Origin of the sequence: Pseudomonas sp. B10(2017), assembly GCF_002113295.1 — a bacterium.
In the GTDB taxonomy this organism is placed as follows: domain Bacteria; phylum Pseudomonadota; class Gammaproteobacteria; order Pseudomonadales; family Pseudomonadaceae; genus Aquipseudomonas; species Aquipseudomonas pudica.
This window is the reverse complement of sequence record NZ_NEJU01000008.1, coordinates 22,307-42,353: the sequence shown is the minus strand read 5'-3', so window position 1 is coordinate 42,353 and position 20,047 is coordinate 22,307. Positions and strand designations below refer to the sequence as shown.

General features: G+C 66.7%; 15 protein-coding genes. 1 reads left to right on the top strand and 14 read right to left on the bottom strand.

Going from position 1 to position 20,047, the window contains the following annotated elements:
• Nucleotides 1-7: 7 nt before the first annotated feature.
• From CAF92_RS12065 to tagH, 14 genes are all read right to left on the bottom strand, one after another.
• Nucleotides 8-448, bottom strand: a complete 441-nt coding sequence (locus CAF92_RS12065) for a hypothetical protein (RefSeq protein WP_085600970.1) — start codon at nt 446-448, stop codon at nt 8-10.
• On the bottom strand, nt 445-1,338 hold the full coding sequence (locus CAF92_RS12060) for an NAD synthetase (RefSeq protein WP_085601050.1): 894 nt from the start codon (nt 1,336-1,338) through the stop codon (nt 445-447). Before CAF92_RS12060 ends, CAF92_RS12065 begins: the two co-directional genes overlap by 4 nt.
• A gap of 126 nt (nt 1,339-1,464) precedes the next feature.
• A complete protein-coding gene (tagQ, locus tag CAF92_RS12055) occupies nt 1,465-2,370 on the bottom strand; it encodes a type VI secretion system-associated lipoprotein TagQ (protein WP_046616232.1) in 906 nt (301 codons plus the stop codon).
• Between the two features lie 72 nt (nt 2,371-2,442).
• Nucleotides 2,443-4,239, bottom strand: coding sequence for an SUMF1/EgtB/PvdO family nonheme iron enzyme (locus CAF92_RS12050; protein ID WP_046616233.1), 1,797 nt, complete (start codon nt 4,237-4,239; stop codon nt 2,443-2,445).
• Entirely contained in the window at nt 4,232-5,434 is a 1,203-nt protein-coding gene (locus tag CAF92_RS12045) for an FtsX-like permease family protein (RefSeq protein WP_085600969.1), read from the bottom strand. The genes CAF92_RS12050 and CAF92_RS12045 overlap by 8 nt, the downstream gene beginning before the upstream one ends.
• Nucleotides 5,434-6,138, bottom strand: a complete 705-nt coding sequence (locus CAF92_RS12040) for an ATP-binding cassette domain-containing protein (protein WP_085600968.1) — start codon at nt 6,136-6,138, stop codon at nt 5,434-5,436. The genes CAF92_RS12045 and CAF92_RS12040 overlap by 1 nt, the downstream gene beginning before the upstream one ends.
• Nucleotides 6,138-9,137, bottom strand: coding sequence for a serine/threonine-protein kinase (locus CAF92_RS12035; protein ID WP_085600967.1), 3,000 nt, complete (start codon nt 9,135-9,137; stop codon nt 6,138-6,140). The genes CAF92_RS12040 and CAF92_RS12035 overlap by 1 nt, the downstream gene beginning before the upstream one ends.
• 14 nt (nt 9,138-9,151) lie before the next feature.
• Entirely contained in the window at nt 9,152-9,871 is a 720-nt protein-coding gene (locus tag CAF92_RS12030; RefSeq protein WP_046616237.1) for a PP2C family serine/threonine-protein phosphatase, read from the bottom strand.
• Nucleotides 9,868-10,524, bottom strand: coding sequence for a type VI secretion system-associated protein TagF (tagF, locus tag CAF92_RS12025; protein ID WP_046616238.1), 657 nt, complete (start codon nt 10,522-10,524; stop codon nt 9,868-9,870). Before tagF ends, CAF92_RS12030 begins: the two co-directional genes overlap by 4 nt.
• Complete coding sequence (gene tssM / locus CAF92_RS12020) at nt 10,521-14,030, bottom strand: type VI secretion system membrane subunit TssM (RefSeq protein WP_085600966.1); 3,510 nt, start codon at nt 14,028-14,030, stop codon at nt 10,521-10,523. The genes tagF and tssM overlap by 4 nt, the downstream gene beginning before the upstream one ends.
• Entirely contained in the window at nt 14,027-15,334 is a 1,308-nt protein-coding gene (locus tag CAF92_RS12015; RefSeq protein WP_046616240.1) for a DotU family type VI secretion system protein, read from the bottom strand. The genes tssM and CAF92_RS12015 overlap by 4 nt, the downstream gene beginning before the upstream one ends.
• 6 nt (nt 15,335-15,340) lie before the next feature.
• Complete coding sequence (gene tssK / locus CAF92_RS12010) at nt 15,341-16,675, bottom strand: type VI secretion system baseplate subunit TssK (RefSeq protein WP_085600965.1); 1,335 nt, start codon at nt 16,673-16,675, stop codon at nt 15,341-15,343.
• Nucleotides 16,676-16,690: 15 nt separating this feature from the next.
• Complete coding sequence (gene tssJ / locus CAF92_RS12005; RefSeq protein ID WP_046616242.1) at nt 16,691-17,188, bottom strand: type VI secretion system lipoprotein TssJ; 498 nt, start codon at nt 17,186-17,188, stop codon at nt 16,691-16,693.
• Nucleotides 17,189-17,227: 39 nt separating this feature from the next.
• Nucleotides 17,228-18,598, bottom strand: coding sequence for a type VI secretion system-associated FHA domain protein TagH (gene tagH, locus CAF92_RS12000; protein WP_085600964.1), 1,371 nt, complete (start codon nt 18,596-18,598; stop codon nt 17,228-17,230).
• Nucleotides 18,599-18,993: 395 nt separating this feature from the next.
• On the opposite strand from tagH, the gene tssA reads away from it, so the two are divergent.
• Nucleotides 18,994-20,031 (top strand): type VI secretion system protein TssA, encoded by a 1,038-nt coding sequence (gene tssA, locus CAF92_RS11995; RefSeq protein ID WP_085600963.1) that lies wholly within the window; start codon nt 18,994-18,996, stop codon nt 20,029-20,031.
• Nucleotides 20,032-20,047 lie beyond the last annotated feature (16 nt).

The window sequence follows — 20,047 nt, the reverse complement described above, 5'->3', positions numbered from 1 at the left end:
AAAGGTGTCATTTAGAGGTTTTAGCCGCGCGACGGTTGAATTTACGGATGTCCCGATACTCCACCAGGCGCACGCGCATCTCGCGGTAACGCTGGCTGTTGATGATCAGCAGAGCCAGCAAACCGAACACCAGGACGGAAATGTACGCCCCCATGTGCGGGCGATAACCGTAGCTGGGCAATGCGGCGAGCAAGGCAACCACGAGGATGCCGATCACACCGCGCACGCCCCAGGCAAAGCCACGCACCATGGCGATATGCGAGGCGACGCTCAGTACACCGGCTGCCGCCAGCACCATCACCGAGAGTTCAGGGTCTGAGCTGCGCATATAGGTGGAGAACACCAGCGAGACGGTGCCGCCCAGCGCCATGCAGGAAAAGAAAAACTCGGCAATGAACACGCCGAAATAACGGGAAAGAAACGTTTGCAGCTCCTGGTCACGGGTCACTCGGTAATCTCCTCGTAAAGCCCCACGGCAACCGATTGCACGAAGCTACTGCTGCCAAAGCCCGACAAGCCGCCTATCGAGTCTTTGATCAAAGTACGCGTGGCATGCTGAATTTCGGTAGGGGTAAAGCGTTTGATCGCAGTACCCGCCGCTTGCTTCAACTTGAGCTGCTTGGCGGTGAGCGACGGATGCTTGATGAGCAGAAGCTCCTCGGCCAGCGCCTTGCGTTGCTGCCGCGACAGGCTATGGAACAGCTCCCTCCAGCCCTTGCCGGTCGCCGCTTTGCGAGCCTGCAGGAACCGCACGGTGTTCAGGCTCGATGCGCCCACACCCGCCAGCGCGACGCCGTCCAGTATGCTCATCACGGTCTGGACCGTGTCGTTACTGTCGAGCCAGTCGTTCTGCCCTGGGTCGAACACTTCGTTGAACACTCGGTACCCACCCATCATGCACTGCCCGGTACCCGCAGCCGCGGCGGCATAACCGATCGCCGTCAACACCATGCTGGCGCCGCCAGTGAACGGTACGGCAATGGTGCCACTGAACATGACGACCCAACCAAGGTAGGCCGAGAGGCAACCCAAACTGGCGTTCACGGCCTCTGCCATCACCTTGCGCTCACGCGCGCCGGTTTGCAGCTGGGTCATGAACTGTTCAGGCGACTTGTAAGGTGCTGCCTCCTGCAGAATCACACGCTTGGGCGCAATGCTGCAGATAGGCTTGAATTCGCGCAGGACGATCACGTTGTACTCGGCATCGATATAGACAACACCAGCACCCACGATACCCGGGTCGGCATCGATGGCCCTGAACAGCTTCTGCTGGTCGACGGTCAACAACAGCCGCTGACGGGCCATTTGCTGCCTATAGCCGCCCAGGGCGCCGGACATCAGATCAGTCACGACAACTCTCCTTGAATCGTAAAGCCGCTGCGCCGGCCCACGCACGGCCCAGGCAGGTCAGGCGACCTGCGCGAGGGCTGCACGTGCACCAGCGCGAGCGCAACGGTGCGTGGATTACACGTTCGGGCAAGGCACCGGCGCCCAGTCACCCATGTCGGGGCTGCGGCACATCTTGTTGACCTGGTCGACGCCGGCATTGGCCACCTGTTGGGCCTCGGCTTTCTTGGTAGTAGCCTTCTGCAGGGTCTTCTCGGTGGCGACAGCCTCTTGCGGCACGTTCTTGTTCACCTTGACGGCCTGGGTCTTCTTCTTGCCAGTGGTGGTCTTCGGCGGCTCAGCCACGGTTGCCACATCGGTACGAGCCACACCGACCTGCTTGAGGTCCTGCTCGTAGGCCTGGGTGTAATTGTCGAGGTTTTCCGCAACACGGCCATTGACGGTGGCCAACAGCTTGTTCGACTCCTGCAGGCCCGAGACGATCTCGGCCAGGCGCTTGCGCCCTTCGGTGTCGTTGATGCGGTTGGCCTTGCGGCCGTCGATCAGGCTGGTGAACTCACGCTGGTAGCAGCTCTGCGAAGCCTTGGCATAGGCCGTGGTGCGGTCCAGGTCGGCAGCGCTCTTGTCGATGTCGGTGGCGTACGAGGCAATGCGCTGCTTGTCGTCACTGATCTGCTTCTGGCGCTCGGTGTAGTAACCGGCCGCACCGCCCACCAGGGCACCACCCGCCGCACCGATGGCGGCGTTGCGGCCGCGGTTGTCGCCGTCGACCAGGGCGCCGGTCAAGGCACCGCCGAGGGCCCCGATGACGGCGCCTGTGGCAACCGAGCGGGTCATGTCACCGTCGGTGGAGCGCAGGTGCTGCACAGGCTCGTAGCAGCTCGGGTAGTACTCGACCTTGGTCGTGGCACCAACCTTGGATACCGGGGAGCTGGAGCAGCCCGCCAGCAGCACGGTGCTGAAACCGGCAGCGAGCAGCAGGGCGGAACGGGCATGGGTAGCCGTGAAGATGGTCTTGGACATGTCACTTTCTCACGTGGGGTGGTTAAAACGGGGGGCTTCATGCCGCCCCGCGGTTGCGTCAGGCAGAAGCCACTACGAAGGCCGCGCGGCGGCCGATGCCAGGAGCTCCTTGAGGATCGTCGCCGGGTCGGCCCGCCGGTTCTGGCGGTACTCCCCAACGTGGCGAACGAACAGGGTCGCGCGGCTTACCAGGCTCTTGCCCAGGACCGGCTTGCGGTTGAGTTCTTCCTTTACCCGCTGGAACTGCGCCTGGATCACCGCGTCGGTGTAGCGCGTACCACTGGCCAGGTTGTCGATGTAGATCGCCACGGCGCCATCGAGGGCGGCGCGGCCGTTGGCGATGGCTGCGGCATACATGCTCACGGTGGTCTGGTCGCCACGCGCCTTCGCCTCGGCCTGGGTGTTGCGCAGGTTGGTCAGGCGAATGTTGTAGTTGTTGATGGTCTCGGCCACCAGCGCGGCGGACTGGATCAGGTTGCCGGCAGCTTCTTCGCGCTGGCGGCCGATCAGCGAAACGCTGCGCTTGAGTTCTTCGTTGACCAGCCCCAGCTCGGCCTGCTGGCGCGGGTCGGCGGTGGCGGCGATGATGCTGTCCAGGCGCTTGGTCGGGTCCTGTACGGCATCGATATCGTCGGTCAGGCTGGCCAGGCGCCCTTCCTTCTGCCACTGCTCGAACAGCTCCTGGTAACGCGAACGGGGTGCCGACAAGGCGCCGATGGCCACCCGGAAGCCCGTGGTCTCGTTGCGCTGCTCGGTACCATCAGCGCCGAACAACGGGTACTCGCGGCGCATGCCGGTAAACAGCGTGCCCTCGCCTTCCAGGTAGTTGCCGCCCTTGACCACAAAGCCGCCATAGGCGCCTTGCAAGCGGCCGGCATGCACCAGCTGGAACGACTCCTGAACCATTTCGGCGGCATTGCCGATCACATCGAACAGCCCCAGCGGGTTCGGCAGCCGGGTACCGATCGGCATCAGGCGTGCGGCCTGCCCGGTGCCGCCAGCCACCTGGTTGAACACCGCCCAGTCGCCGAGCGGCCCGTCGCTGTCACTGCCCTGGACCTTGCGCGGGAACAGCCGCCCTTCCAGCTCCTGTCGGCTGACCGCAGAGCCACCACGGGCAGCGAACTCCCACTCCACTTCAGTGGGCAGGCGCACGAAACCGACCCCGCCGTCCTCGGCCTTGCTGCCCCGGCCACTGACCGGCAGCAGGTCGCGGTGATGCTTGAGCAACCAGGCGCTATACACCGCGGCAAAGCGCTCGGCCTCGAAGCGCGACAGCTTGACCTTGGGCAGGCGCCCGGCCGCCGTGGTATCGGGCTGGCAGGCCGGCGGCGCCTCGCCGCTGGCCAGCGACTGGGCCTGAGCCATCACCTGGGCGTACTGCCGGGCGCTGACCTCGTACTTGCCAATGAAATACATCATCGGCTTGAGCGGGCCAGCCTGGTCGAGTTCGGGCAGGTTGGGGGCGACGGCCTTCTGCCAGGCGGGCGAAAGGTCCTGGAGGCTGAACTGGCCATTGATGAAGTCACGCCGATAACCGGAAATGAACGACTGCTGGTAGCCGGCCTCACCCTCGCTGAACGGGTAGCCGAGGTTGACCTCGCGGTCGTCCAGGCTGCCCTGGGCCAGCACATAGACGCTACGCAGCACCAGTTCGCCGCCGCATGGCAGCGGCAGGCTGACGTCGCCTGGCAAAGGCTTGGGGTTGTCCAGCTTGCTGGTGTCGACCGGCTGTGCCGGGGCGCTGGCGGCAGCGGCGTTGGCCGGCTTGGCCGACTTGGCAGGCGGCTCGTCGGTACCCGGCGAACAGGCCGCCAGGCCCAGCGTTGTCAGAAGCAGGGCCGCAGCCCCGAGGCGAAGTTCAGACATCACGGATTCCTTGACTGGCATCGATGCGCGTCACCCGCCAGCCGCCCAGGGCAGCAGCGGCTGTGCTGGCCAGCAGCACCGCAGACAACGCAACGAAGTAATGCATGGGCAACAGATGGCTGGCGTATTCGCCTGGCACCTGCGTGAAGATCCGGTTAAGGCCCTGCTCGGCCAGCAGGTACAGAGCGGCGGCAACTGCGGCCGCCAGCACGCCGCTGTACAGCGCCTGCAGCACCACGAACAGCAGCAGCGCGGCCGTGCCGAACCCCAGCAGGCGCAGCACCGCCAGCTCACGCTGCTTGCGCTGCACCGCCGCCACCGCGCCAGCGGCGACGGCTGCCACGGCACCGGCCACGGCCAGGCTGGTGATGATCCAGAACAGCAGGTCCAGGTTGCGGCTCAGGGCCTGCACCTGGGCGATCTGCGCAGCCTGGGTCGATACCAGCCACCTGCGTTCGGCAAAATAGGTGCGCAGCGTCTCGACATCAGCCAGCCCACGGGCATACAGGCGAAACGCCGGGTATATCCGCTGCGCATCAGTGCCTGCGCCCTCGCCCGGCCAGCCCAGCGCCGGCACGCCGCGCCCGTCGCGGTAGTCTTCGACCGCTTCGAGCAGGGCCAGGGAAGCAAACAGGCCATCGCGCTCGAACGCCGTCAACGGCAGCACGGCGGCTACCTGCAGGCGCGTCTGGCGCCATTGCACCTGGCCGGCCTGCTGCCGGCTGAAGCTGGCCTGCAGCTCATCACCGGCAGCGGCACCGAGCTTCTCGGCAGCGGTAAAGCTCAGTACCACCTGCTGCAAGCCCTGCGGCGGTGGCACCTGTTGCAACAAGGGGTCACCGGCAGCGGTCGGCAGCATCTCGACGGTTACCGCACGCCCCTTGGCAGGCAGCAGCAGCTCTGCAGTGGCGGCGATCTGCCGGGTCCGCGCGATGGCGAAAGCGACGTCCGGGCGCTGCCCCAGGGCATCGATGAAATCGGCGCGGAAACGGCCACCGCCCAAGGGAATGATCTCGCGTACGCTCGGGTCGCGTTGCAGGCGCTCGGTCAGGCTGCCGACCAGGCCGAACTTGAGCCCGAACAGCACCAGCAACGGCGCGATCACCGCGACCAGCGCCAGCACGCTGCACGCCGACAGCCGCGCATCGTTGCGGTAGTCCTGCCAGGCCAGGCCGGCGATCAGCCACGGGCGCATCAGACAGCCTGCGCCAAGGTGGCGGTGACGCCGCCGTCGGCATCGCGCCGGCAGGCCATGCGCAGCACGCTCAACCCGGCCCGGCGTGCCAGCGCTTCGTCATGGGTGGCGAGCACGCAGGTCACCTGGCGCGCCTGTGCTTCGCGCAGCAGCAACTGCATGACCCGCTCGGCGTTCACCGGGTCCAGCGCCGCGGTAGGCTCGTCGGCCAGCAACAAGGCCGGCGCATGCGCCAGAGCCCGGGCGCAGCTGACCCGCTGACGTTGCCCCAGCGACAACGCGGCGGGCTTCTTGGCCAGCTGGTCATGCACATCCAGCGCCTCGGCCAGGCGTTCGACGCTGCCGTCCTCGCCCAGCCCCAACAGCTGCCGTGGCAGGCGGATATTGCCACGCACATCGAGGAAACCGAGCAACCCACCGGCCTGCAGCACATAGCCCAGCTGGCGGCTGCGCAGCGCCGCCAACTGATCGAGGCGGCGCTGGCGCCACAGGCCAGCCACATCGGTGCCGGCGAAGACGAAGCCCTCGGCGGCATCCGGCGCCAGCACCAGCGCCAGCAGGTCGAGCAAGGTACTCTTGCCGCAGCCGCTGGGGCCGACCAGCGCCACCCGTGCCCCTGCAGCCAGCTGCAGCCGGTCGATCTGCAGGCTGTAGCGCTGGGCCCCCTGGCCGCGCGTCTTGCGCACCGCGTGCAGGCTGATCATCACGGCAACGTCGACAGCGGTACACGGTACAGGGCATCGCCCGGCTCGGCCTTGCCGAAGCGCACCCAGTTGGCCATGTCGTTGTGGAAGGTTTCGTACAGGCGGATCTTCGAGTCCAGTTCGTCGATGAAATCCTCCTGTTCGGCCACCGACAGCGACAGCCACAGGTCCTCGGTCATGCTCAGGGACTTGCTGCGGTACGGCAGGCCTTCGAGGTATTCGCCCAGTACCCCGCCCTGGGCCAGGTTTGCGCCCTTGCGCAGGGCGCCCGGGTCGCGGCTCATGTAGGCGCTCGCGCTGGCGATCTCGTTGAAGAAATCACCCGGCGAACTGCGGGTCTTGCGCGCGGCGTCGACGATCAGCTTCAGCGACTGCTGCAGGTCATTGAGTTGCAGCTTGGTCAGCATCACGCACACCTGCAGGCTCGGCAACGCCGGGTTGGCCAGGTCATGGTCGGCGGCCCAGGCGCTGACCAGTTGCGGCGCCTGGCTGGCGCCGTTACGGCCGAGGAAGTCCATGTGCATGGCATAACCGATTGCCTGGGACTTCGCCGCCAGGCTCGCGCCCGAACCCAACTGGGGCAACGGCTGTGGCTGTTGTTCACGCACCTGGTGCACCAGTTCGGCGAACGTCGAGCCGATCTCGCGCACGCGCTCGCCAAAGGCGCCCACATCGCCGCCCGGCACCCCCACGTACAGGTCACCGATCTGTGGGTTGCTGTCGGCAGTGAGTACGCGGTACTGGCTTTCCGCAGCGCCATGGTTTTTCGCGCCGGCCGGGGTACGCAGGTGCAGGGCGTAGATCCTGATCTGCTTGCTCAACGCAGCCTGGCGAACCTCGGCCTCGTTCATCTGTGTGCTGCTGTAAGGGTCGTTCTTGCGCAGGGCACCGGCATCGCTGACCAGCAGGACGATGCGCCCGCCATAGCCCGACCAGTCCATGCCCTCCACGGCCTGCATCACGCCGGCAAAGGCATCTTCGTTGAACGAATGGCTGGAGACGCTGGTGGCTTTGACCTGCGCGGCAGCCTTGAGGAAGCGCGCCGGATCGCGGCCCTCCTCCAGGCTGACCAGGGTCTTGCTCAGGTAGTCCAGGCCCGGGGTGCGCTTGACGCTGTTGCGAAAGCCCACCAGGCCGAAGCTGACGTTGTCCAGCTCGCCCTGCGCAGCCAGTTGCGCCTGCAGTTCGCTGACCACCTGGCGCACGCGGTCGATGTAGGGTTGCATCGACACGGACGTGTCGACCACCAGGACGATGCCGGTACGGAAGCGGTTGTCCGTCGCCACGGCCGCACCAGCAGCCGTGGCCGCCTGGCCGCGAACGCTGCTGCCGGGGTCGATGGAGGCGACGTTGAGCAACTGCACCGGCTGGCCGTCGGCGCCGAAGCTTTCGCGGTAGTCGAAGATCGGCATCAGGTAGAACTGGTTCTGCGGCACCGCGCTGGCGGCCGGCTCCAGGGCCAGCACCTGAGGCACCTGATCGGGCTCGTTCTGCGCCTTGAGCAGGTCGGCGCGGGCCTTGCCGGTGTCATCGAGCAACTGCTGCAGGTCGTCGGCCTGGCGCATGAACATCACCGGTGAACGGCCGGAACGCTCGGTGAACTTCAGTACCAGGCTTTGCTTCCAGTCGCTGGTCTGTGCAGCCGGCAACCAGCCGTCGCGCTGGCCGCTGCTGGAGGCGCCCACTTCCAGCCATGGCTGGCCATCGATGTCCTTGCGCTGGTACACGTACAGTACCGAGAACGCCGGCAGTGGCTCACCCGCGCTGTCACCGGGCAGTGCCCGCAATTGCGCTTCGGGCTTGGTCAGCACACGTTGGAACAGGGTTTTCTTGCCCGGCATCAGCAAAGGCCGGCCGTCTTCGCTGGCAGCTGGCGGCGGAGTGGTTGCCGTAAGCGGGTCGCTCGCGGTTTGCACCACCGGTGGCTGCGCAGCCGGTTGGTCGCTGCCACTGCGCAACCAGAAGAAGGTCGCGCCCAGGCCCAGCGCCGCGGCGATGGCCACGGCCAGCAAGGCCTTGGCCGGCATGCCCGAGGCTGGTTTCGGCGGCGCAGCAGGCCCGGGCCGCGACGGCTGCGTTGCGGGCGCGGGTGAGGCGACCGGCTCGGCCGCGACCTGCGGAATATCGATGGATACCGGCGTCAGCCCGCCAAGGTCGGCCTTGCCCGGCATCGCGACCGGCAAAGGCCGGATCACCGTGCTGTCCTGGTCATCGGCAGGCAAGCGGTCGAGTGCAGCCAGCAACGCGTCGGCATCGGCAAAGCGGTGATCAGGGTCCTTGGCCAGCAGCTTGCGCAGGATGTCCTGGTAGCGCCCGTGCTCGATGGGCAGCTCCGGCAGGGGCTCGGTCAGGTGGGCCAGTGCGGTCGACAACGCATCGGTGCCACGGTAGGGCAGCTCGCCGACAAGGATCTCGTACAGCACCACCCCAAGCGCATACAGGTCGGCGCGGCCGTCGATGTCCATGCCCCGCGCCTGCTCCGGGCTCATGTAGCTCGGGGTGCCGACGGCGAAGCCAGCCTGGGTGAACTGGGTGCGGTCATCCAGCGACTTGGCGATGCCGAAGTCCGAGAGCACTGCCGTGCCGTCGGCGCGGAACAGGATGTTGGCCGGTTTCACGTCGCGGTGCACCAACCCCTGGCCGTGGGCATAACCCAGCGCCTGGGCGATCTGCCGCACGTACAGCAAGCCCTGCTCGGGGGCAAGCCCGGCGGCGATGCGCTCCTTGAGGGTGCCGCTGGGCAGGTACTCCATGGCCATGTAGTACAGCTCGCCGACGTTGCCGATGTCATGGATGGTGGCGATGTGCGGGTGCGCCAGCCGCGCCAAGGTGCGCCCTTCGCGCAGGAAGCGCTCGCAGAAGGTGGGGTCGGCGGCAAGGCTCGCGGCCATCACCTTCAGCGCCACCTTGCGCTGCAGCGAGCGCTGGGTGGCCAGATAGACACTGGCCATGGCGCCCTGGCCAATCTCGCTGTCGATGTCGAATCCGGGAATCTGCATGTTCGGTGTGCTCTTCAATTCGCCTTCACCACCACGGCGGTGATGTTGTCAGGGGCGCCACGGGTCAGCCCCAGGTGCACCAGGCTGCGAACCACTTGATAGGGGTCGGCGTGGCCGAGCACGTCGGCGATCTCGTGGTCTTCGGCGGTCTTGTTCAAGCCGTCGCTGCACAGCAGATAGGTGTCGCCGGGCTTTACCTGCACATCCACCGCCTGCAACTCAAGCTGGTCCTCGACGCCGATGGCGCGGGTGACGATGTTGCCGCGCGGGTGCACGCGGGCTTCGGCCTCGTTGAGCAGGCCGCTGTCCTGCAGTTCCTGGACGTAGCTGTGGTCATGCGACAGGCGCTCGATGCAGCCATCGCGCAACCGATACAGCCGGCTGTCCCCGGCCCACAGGCCTACGGCGCGGTCCCCACGGGCCGCCAGGACCACCACCGTGCTGCCCATCATCGCCACGCCCCGGCGCAAGGTCTCCTCGCGCACGGCGCGGTTTACCCGTGCCAGGGTGTCACGCAGGGCCTGGGTGAAATCCTCCAGCCCATCGACGAGAGGCAACTGGCGCAGGCTGTCCACGGCCAGGCTGCTCACATAGTCACCGGCGGCATGCCCACCCATGCCGTCGGCAACGGCCCACAGGCCATCCCAGGTCAGCTCCAGGCAGGCGTCTTCGTTGATCTTGCGGACCATGCCTACATGGCTGTAGCTGGCCGCGCTGTAGTGCACCCGGCTCATGCTGGTATTGCCTCGCTGCCCAGCAGGAACGCGGCGAACTGGTCGCTGCGCGGCAGGCCCTGGCTACGCAGCAGGCCAGGTGCGATCCGCTCGCTGCCCAGCCCCCACCACAGGCTCATGCCTTCGCAGGCGCATTCGGCCAGTGCCAACGCCCTGCCCTGCGGTGTGATGCCGTCCAGCCGCTGCAACCCGCCCACGGCCACACGTGCCCCCTGCAGCAGCGGCCGGGGTTGGTCGAAAGGCTGCAAGGCTGCCTCGAAGTGCTCGAAGGCTGCATCCGCTTCAAGCGTGCCCAGCAACGCCGCCTCGACACCTTCGAACCACTCATCGGCCCCGCCAACGATGCCTGCGATCGCCACCCCGGGCTCCAGCACCTGCGCCACGCTCAGCGGAAAATACCGCCCCACCCGGTCAATGCTCGGCATCAGCACGCCAACCACCGCATCCGGGCCACACACACCAGGCGCCAGGGCAAAACGCCACAACGGGCTGACCAGGTAGGCCTGCAGCCAGGCCTCGCCAAGCGCCTGCTGGCTGGCCTGGATACCGGCGGCCAGCCACTGGTCCCAGGGCTGGATGAAGGTCTGCGGCAAGCCACGGCTGACGAAGTCGCCGCGGCAGGCCAGTTTTCCGTAGAAACCCACGTCGTTCACAGATGCTCCGGCAGGCTGAAACCGCTGACCACTCGGCTGCGGAACGGGTTGAAAGCGCTGCTGGCACGCAGCTCGTACGACACGCTGGCGCCATCCACGCGCAAACGCAGGTTGAAACGCTCCGGCGAGCTGCCAGCCACCAGGTCGGCCTGGTCGAGCAGGCGGAACCACGCCCATGGGCCCTCCACGGTCAGCCCCGAACGGCCACTGGCCGATGGCGGCGCGATCGACAGGCGAACCACGCCGATGCTGTTCGGGTTGGGCCACTGCAACGCCACCGGGCGGCTCGGGCCGTGGTCGTAGCTGACCTGCTGACCGTCCAGATCGAGCAGGAACTGGGTGATGCTGGCGTCCATCGCCACCGGCTTGAGCTCGAAACGCACGCTTGGCTGCAGGCCGTTACCGCTGCGGAAGAACGCATCGCGGATGGTCGCCGCGCGCTGGAAGGTGTACAGCACATTGCCGCTGATCCCGAGTTTCTGCGCAGCGCCCGGCTGCCAGCTCCAGGGCGTGCTGGAAGTATTGACGTAGGGCTGCAGGTACTTGCGGAAGTAGTTGTCCATCACCCCGCCGACCCCGAAGAACTGGCCGAAGTCTTCCAGGGTGGCGTCACGCGAACTGCCGGCCACCAGCGGGTAGCGGCCGCTGAGCGACTGGCGGTAGACATTCAGCACTTCGCTGGCCCAGGCGGCATTGAGCTGGTTACGCACCCCGCCCATGACGATGCCATGGGTCGAGCCGAGTACCGAACTGACCAGGTTCTGCACCACCCTGGGCTGGCGCGCCGCACCCAGGGCTACCCGTTGCGCCGCAGCCTGGGCCTGGTTCTTGGCTTCGCCGAGCAAGGCATCGCCGCTGGCACCGACCATGGCGCTGACCTGCACGTACAGCGCATTGAGGTCGGTGAGCAAGCCGTCGATGGCGGCGGGCTGGCCTTCACCGCTGCCAACCAGCGCGGCCAGCTCGGCGAAGTGCGCGGTCACCGGGTCCTGCGTACGGGCTGCTGGGCTGTCAACGGGTAGCGGCGCGTCGCCAAGCAGAGCGCCAAGGCGCTGGCGCAACTGGTCGACACCGGCCTGCTCGGCCTTGTCCTGGACCTTGTCGAGCGTGGTCGGCTGCGCCAGGTTGGTTTCACGGGCCACCGCCTGCAGCAGCTGCTTCAGCGGCGAGGTCGGCCCGGACAGCACCCGCAGCACATCGGCGGCTTGGCCAACGCTGGTGACAGGCACGACGTCCAGGTCGTCGAGCAGGGCATCCCAGTGACGGATGTAATCCTGGTAGTAGAGTTGTTGCACATCATCGGCCAGGCGTTTGGCATCGCCCGTTTCGCCCGGCGTGCGGCCCAGCACCCAGCGCTCCTCGGCCAGCGTGGTGCTCTGCGCCAGGCTGGCGGCGAGAAATGCCTGCCGGTAGCCCTGAACGGTGAACAGCCCGGGCAGCGGCTCGCTCAGCGGCTTGCCGCTCTTGAAGCGAAACACCAGGGCGGCATCACGCCCGGCGGCGTCGCTGACGTGGAAGTCTTCGACCCCGCCTGGCAGCTTCTGGCGCTTGACCCGGTCGTAAACACGCTGGGCCACCGGCAACTGCTGCAGCTGGCGACGGGTGTCGTCGATCAGGCGCTGGTCCAGGCGTGCGTTCGGCGGACGTTTCTCGAACAGCGCCGCCAGGTGCTGCCCCAGGGCTTGACGCAGGTCAGGCGCAAGGTCGCGGGGTAACTGGCGCTCCCAGTCGAGGGTGATCCAGGCCTTGATGAAGTCTGGGTCGTAATGCTCGGCATCGGCGAGCATCAGGTAGGCCTTGAGCCCTTCGTAGAGGTAGTCGGACGGCCCCCCGGCATACAGCTGTTCCTCGATACGGGTGACCAGGCGAGGGGCGAAAATGGCGATCAGCAGCTTGCGGTACAGGCTCTGCGATTCGCTTTCGAGCATGTCGCCCTGATACAGGCCCAGGCCCTCGGCCCAGCTGGGAGGGTTGTCGGCCAAGTGGCGGACGGCGTTGAGCAGCGGCAGCACGTCGACCACGTTGCGCTGCGCAGGGCTCAGGCCTTGCACGCTTTTGCCCAGTGGCTGAAGGCGGCTGTCGACCTCGGTGATGTATTGCTGGTTGGCCCGGTAACTGAGGGCCCACAAGGTCCCGACCAGCAGCACCAGGGCTACGCTCAGGGCCAGCGCACCACGGGCGATCCAACGGCGCCGCCGCTCCACCTTGGGGTTGCTGCCGACCAGGCCGCGCTCGGCGAAGGCCACGGCAGTGAACAGCCGCTCGATGAAATAGCTGCGCCCGCTACCGCTCTGGCGTGCCAGGTGCGCACGGTCAAGGCCCATGCTCTGGGCCATGCTGCCGATCAGTCGGTCGATGGGGCTGCCTTCCTGGGTACCGCTGGTGAAATACACACCGCGCAGCAACGCCCGCGCCTCGAAGGCGTTGGGCTTGAAGATGCCGTCGAGGAAAGCGTGGAGGTTGCCACGCAAGGCGGCGAACTGTTGCACGAAACCGTAGATAAGGTCGCGTCGGGCCGGGTCGCGTTCCTGTTGCAGGCGCTCGACCAGGCGCTCGCCGAGCCGCCGTTCGAGCAATGCGAACTCGTTGTCGAACTGCGCCAACGGGCCGTCAGCGCCCTGCTCGACGGTATCCAGCGGGAAGGTCATGCCCCATACCTGGGCGCGCTCGTCCTTGCCCAGGTTGTCGAAGAACTCCATGAAGCCCGGCACCAGGTCGAGCTTGGTCAGCATCAGGTACACCGGGAAGCGCACGCCCAGCTGGCTGTACAGCTCCTGGATGCGCGCACGGATCGCCACGGCGTGGGCGCCGCGCTCGGCGTCGCTGCCCAGCAGCAGGTCGGACAGGCTGATGGCGATGAATGCACCGTCGATGGGGCGGCGCGAGCGCTGGGTCTTGAGCAGGTCGAGAAAACCCAGCCAGGCCGCCTTGTCGACCTGGGCGTGGCTGTCCTGGGTGGTGTAGCGGCCGGCAGTGTCGAGCAGCACCGCCTGGTCGGTGAACCACCAGTCGCAGTTGCGCGTGCCGCCCACACCGCGGATGGCGCCCTCACCCAGTTGCGCCGCCAGCGGGAAGTGCAGGCCGGAGTTGACCAGCGCGGTGGTCTTGCCCGAGCCGGGCGGGCCGATGATCACGTACCACGGCAGCTCGTAAAGGTTGCGACGCTCGTCACCGCCCAGGCGGGCCTTCTTCAACAGGGCCAGGGCCTCGTCCATGCGCTGGCGCAGCGCCGCCAGCTCTTCGGTGGTGGCCACGCTGGCAGGGTCCGGGGCGGTTTCTGCGGCCAGGCTCTGCATGACCTTGGCCGCCTGCCGGCGCGCCTGCACGATGCGCCAGGCGCGATAGCCGCCCCACAGGGCGAACAACAGGACGATCAGCAGCCAGCGTGGCGTGGGCGACGCCAGCATGTCCAGCAACGGCCCGACGAACCAGATGATCAGGCTCAGGGCGATCAGGCCCAGCAGCGGGATTACCCAGCGAATGACAAAACTGAAAAACGCCTTCACTCGACGCCCTCCGCCAGAACGGTGATTTCAACCCGGCGATTCTTCGCCCGGCCCTGCGCGGTGTCGTTCGACGCCAGGGGTTCGGTGTCGCTCAGCCCTTGCGCGCTGAAGCGCTCGGGTTGCCCGGTGCGCGCGGCGAGGATGCCCTTGACCTCTTCGGCGCGCGCCTGGGACAACGCCCAGTTGGATGGGAAGCGCAACGTCGCGATGCGCTGGTTGTCGCTGTGCCCGGTGACCCGAACATTGCCCTTGACCTTGGCCACAGCCTCGGCGATGCGCAGCATCAGCGGCTGGAAATCGCCCTTGATGCTGGCGCTGGCGCTGGCGAACAGCTCGTCGCCGCGAATGGTCACCACCGAACGGTCGACCGCGTCTTCGACGGAAACCCGGCCGGCCTTGATGTCATCGGCGAGGAACCCGGCCAGGCGCGGGCGCTCAACTGGCTTGGGCTGCAGCACCGGGCGGTCCATGGCTTGTACCGGGATTTCGCCCAGTGCGTGGATACCCCGGAACACCGGCTCGGCATCGGCGGCCAGCTTCAGGCGCAGGCCGAACAGCAGCAGCAACAGCAATGCCACGGCCACCGCCAGGCCCACCCATGGCGGCACGAACTGGGCCAGGCGGTCACGGCTGACGGCCACCCCACGCCAGTGTGGCGAGAGTTCGCGCTCACGCTCGCCACGGGCGCTGCGAATTGCCGCAGCGGTGCGCTCGCGCAGCGCTTCGAGCTGGGCGCGGCCATCGTTCATGACCCGGTAGCGGCCCTCGAAGCCTAGGCTGGTGCACAGGTACAACAGCTCCAGCAGGTTGAGGCGTTCGCGCGGGCTCTGCAGGCAATGCTCCATCAGCTGGAACACCTTCTCACCGCCCCAGGCCTCGTTGTGCACCGTGATCAGCAAGCTCTGGCGGCTCCAGTCGCTGGCACTGCCCCACGGCGTGCTGAGCACCGCCTCGTCCAGCGCGGTGCACAGCGCATAGCGCGCCAGCAGCACTTCGTTGCGCACCACCCCGGCGGCTTCGGCACGGGTCTCGAACTGGCGCAGATACGCCAGCAACTGCGCTCGCAGGCTGGCCGGCGCCGAATGAGCGATGGTGTTGCGCAGGCGGGTAAGCAAGGCCAGCAACGGCCCGGCCGCCTGCTCGAGTGGGTTGAGACCCACGCCCTGGCCAGGCGCCAGGGGCTCGGCCGGTACCTGCAACGGTGGCGGCTGCGGCGCTGGCGCGGCGGGTTGCGGGGCAGCACGGCCACCGGGGCGCGGCATGAACTGGGTACGGTCGTTGGCCTGCGGATCGTCCGGGTGCATCACGGGTTATCCTCGAATGGCCCAGAAGGCCAGGCTCAGGCCGGGGAACTCGCCGGCGACGTAGAAGGCAAAGCCACCGGAGTGTTGCAACTGCTTCCAATGCTCGCTGCCGCGGTCGAGCTCGAAGTAGGTGGAACCGGCATGGAACGGGATCTGGCGGGGCGCCACCGGCAACGGCAACAGGCCGATGCCCGGCAGTTGCAGGTTGACCAGGTCGCGGATGTGCTCCACCGAGCCGATCTTGCTCTGCTGGCCAAAGCGGCTGCGCAGCGTCTCGCTGGGCACATCGGCACGCACCACCAGGACGAAACTGGCGCTGTCGAGCAAACTGCGGTCGGCAAGCATGCCAACGTGGATGCCGTAAGCCTTCTCGACGATGGGGATGGCCACCGCCTTGCTGTCGATCAGCGTCGACAGGGCCTCGCGCAAGGCGGCCATCACTGGCGCGAAGGTCGCCGCCAGGTCGTCGTGCTGATAGACCGGGAAGCTGTGCGGTCGGCGGCCATCGCGGGTGAAGGTGGCGAACTCGCCAGCCAGGGCCACCAGCTCGCTGTACAGCCGCTCGGGGTGCAGCGGGCTCAGCTGGTTGAGGTGCTCGACCAGCGGCTGGGCGCGGTTGACCAGTTGCAGCAGCATGAAGTCGGCAATCTCCGACGCCCCGCCATTGGCCGAGGCGACCACCCTGCCCGCCAGCGCTTCGCCACGCTGGTGCAACAGGCCCAGCAGCTCGCCGCAGAAACCGGACAGTTGTTGGCTGGCCGCCACGTCGAGTACCGGCGGGATGTAGCTGTCATCCACCACCAGCGCGCGGTCGGCGCGCTTTTCGCGGATGCGCAGCATGCCGAGGGCGGCGTAGTCGCTCAGGCCGTCCTCGCTGCGCAGCAGGCGCAGGGCGCGGCTGCCGAGGGCCAGCGGGGCACGGTTCTCGAAGGGCGCGTTGTCGTCACGCACTTCGCTGACTCGGCTGATGTAACGGGCGCCAGCGAGGGCTTCGCCCTCGTCGACGGTGTCGCGGGCCCCTGCTCGCTTGAGTGGCAGCCCCAGGTGGACAACGCCATCGCGCAGATCGTCGGGCACTTGCAGCGGCGCGGGTGGCAGGTCGTCGCGGGGAATGTCGAACGGCGTGCCATCGGGCAGCAAGCCGCGGGCGCTGATAATCGCCACCTTGCCCTGGGCAAGCAGGCCCTGATCGAGCAGCAGCTCGGAGAACCCCCAGGCGGCCGCGTTCAGCGGCCGGTTGCGGGCGTCGACCAAGTGTTCGAGGTAGCGATCATGCTGTTGGAAATGCTGGGTCGTTATGAACATGCCTTCCGACCACACCACGCGATTGTTCCAGGACATGGGGACTCCGATTGCCTAGCGGGCAGGTTCAGGTTGTGGGGTGGCCACGGCGCTGCGCACGGCACGCACATCGAGGCTGATCTGATAGTCCCGCGGCGGCACCGGCAGCACGCTGCGCCACTGGGCCTGGTCGATCTCGCGGTAACCGACCACCAGGCCGATGTGGCGAGTGGCAGGGTCGAGCGGACGCTCCACGCGCAACTGCCCGCCGGGTTGCAACAGCACTTCGTCCTGGTCGATCAGGTCGGCGCCGAGGGTGGCCTGGGCGCGCTCGGCCAGGGCGAAGTAGTCGGCGCGGGCAAATGCCGCGCTGTTCTTCAACTCGTACAGGCGCACCCGTACCGGCGCAGGCGTGCCGCCAGGGCCTGGGTTCAGCCCCTCGGCGGCACTGAAATACAGGGTCACGGCGGCGCTGTCCGGTGCACTGTCGGCAGCGGGGGCAACCGGCGTGTCCTTGCTGCAGGCGGCCAGCAGCACCAGGCTCAGGGCTGCGACCAGTCTTATTGCTTTCATCCTTGTCCTCTTGACGTACCGTGGTCTTCCTGGGTGCGCTCAACTGCGTTGCAAACGGTTGCTGTGGGCCTCGTAGGCGCGGCTGAATTCGCGGCCGAACAGTTCCTGGAAATCGTCTTCGGCTTCACGGGAGATCTGCCCGTAAAGCTCGGTGAACTGCTGCCAGCAGTGGGCCTGGCGCGAGCCACCGAACAACTTGGCCAGCCCAGCCGCAGGTGCCAGGCGCTGCTCCAGGCGCGCCGGCTGGAAACACGCAAGCAGGTGCTTGATGGCGGCCTGCACGCCCGCCATCACCGCCAGCTGGTGGGCGCGCACATCATCGAAGCTTTCGCGCACGGCCTGGTCCGGCGCCATGAACGCCTGGTTGCCGTGACGCAGCAACAGCAGCAACGCCTCGTCGGCATTTGGGGCGAACTTCAGCGGGTTGTTCTGCACCGGGGCGATGGTGGTCTGCTGCATGCGGAACTCGCCCTTCAGGCTGCTGCGTGCACGCAACACGTCGATCAGTCCCTCCACCATCAAGCGGTAGCTTTGGCCGATAGCCTCCATCTGCGCGGCGGCGTCGGCGGCGTCGATGCGCAAGTGCTCGACACCGGCGCCGCGCAGGAACGCCTGCAGCAACGCATCGCTGCTTGCAGCTGGCGCAGGCGCAGGCGCAGCGGTGGGTGCTGCGACCGGAGCGCTCACAGCCGGCTGTGCAGGCACTGCCGGAATGGCTGGCGCAGGCGGCGCAGTCGGGGTCTGTGTCTGTGCGGGTGCCGGTGCCGAGCCGAACAGGTTCCAGTCTTCCGGGATCATCCCCGGCGCAGCCGGTTCGACGGTCGGGGCAGGCACCGCCACGGGGGTTGGCGGGCGAAAGTCGTGCTGCTGAGCCGGCACATGGTCGGGCTGGCTGACCGGCGGCACACTCGAGGGGCCAAGGAAGTCGAACAGATCAGGCAGCGTGTCGTGGTTCGAAGCGCCTTGCAGGAACGCAGCCGGCGCACCGGAAATCGGCGGGGCGGGAATGGCCGGGGCCGCCACCTGGTTGGCCATCAGCGCCTCGAAACTGTGTGCCTGGGGTTCGCCATCCAGGGTGCCGGGCAGGTTCGCGTCGATGCGCGCCTGTATCTCGTATTCCCCAATACGGATAACTTCGCCATCCAGCAACGGCTCACTGTTACCGCGACGCAAGCGAATACCAGCACGAACTAATTCCACACCGTTCGTACTGTCATCGGTCAAAAAATATCGCCCGTCCTTGAACTGGATCACACAATGCCGGGCCGATACCAACCGCTCGGGGTCCGGAAGTACCCAGTCATTATCCGCCGCACGGCCAAGAGTGATGGCACCGGTTTCCAGCCGCATCTCCGGGCATTGCCCGGGAGTAATCTTGTGGTAACTAGTGATAGTTAGGCAAAGTGCCATCACGCCTCCATGCATCCATTTAAAACACCGATCCATCCATTTGAGTTGTTTTTCAACAGCCACTCAAATATGGCTGAACCCCTTGATTCACGGGGCTTCACGCCTGCAACCGAACATACGACGGCTATTCAACGCTAACGCCGAGGTTAACTGAATGGAATCGGACGAGCGGTGCCCGGTTACTGCCAACGAATTCACAGCTGGCACTCGAGGGCGCGTAGCTTACCTTGACACGCGCGAATAAATAAACCATAAATGCGCAACTTCGAAGTGCCAAAATAATATCACCATGATATCACCCCGGCACTCTTTGGAAAGTTTGTGCGCCAGTTCACATTTGCAACTTCGCACAACAACACGCCCTCACCAAGGGCCGATATGGAGATCGAATTCTGGTGAATGCATCGCCGCTGCTCGCCGCTGTTTCCGCTGACTTCCCCTGCGGCGATGACCTGGAATATGACGCCGAGTTTCTGCAACTGGAACGTGACGCCCAGGGCCGCCCCGAGCGCGTCATGGGCGACGCCGTCCAGCCTGCCGAGCCACCGCAGTGGCGCGATATCGAGCAGGCAAGCACGGCCTTGCTGCAACGCAGCAAGGACCTGCGCATCACCCATTTTCTGCTTCAGGCCAACCTGGCCCTGCACGGCCTCCCAGGGCTTGCCGCCAGCCTGGAACTGATCCGCGATCTGCTCGGCGAGTACTGGCTGCACCTGCACCCGCAACTGGACGCCGCCGACGACAATGACCCCACGGTACGGGTCAACGCCCTGGCCGGCCTGGCCTGCGACACCAACATCGCGCTGCTGCGTGACGCGGTGCTGGTGCGCTCGCGTGCCTTCGGCCCGGTTACCCTGCGCGCGGCGCTGCACGCCGCAGGTGTTCAGCATTTCGCCAGCGAACAGCTCAGCGCCGAGGAACTGGCCGCCGCCCTGCGTGATGCCGACCCCGAGCAGCTGCAGCAATGCCAAGAAGCGCTACAGCTGGCCCGCGAGGCCGTGGACGCCATCGAGAGCCGAGTCAACGACCAGGTCGGGTCGGCCAGCGGTATCGACTTGTCAGCCTTGCGCCAGCCGCTGCGCCTGGTGCAGCAGGTACTGGCTGACTACTGCCCCGACGGTGCGGGCCCTGCCCCGCAAGCCGGTGACACGCCGGCTGCGGAGCGCGATGACGAACAGCAGGCGACCGCCAGCGCCGGCCCCGGCACACGGCCGGCTGCCCGCCCCGGCGAAGTCAACAGCCGCGAAGACGTGCAGCAGAGCCTTGACCGCCTGTTGCAGTACTACGCCCGCCACGAACCATCAAGCCCGCTGCCGGTACTGCTACACCGGGCGAAGAAGCTGGTCCATGCCGATTTCGCAACCATTGTGCGCGACCTGATCCCCGATGGCTGGTCGCAATTCGAGAACCTGCGCGGCCCCGAGGACAACTGACGTCCTCGGCCCGCAT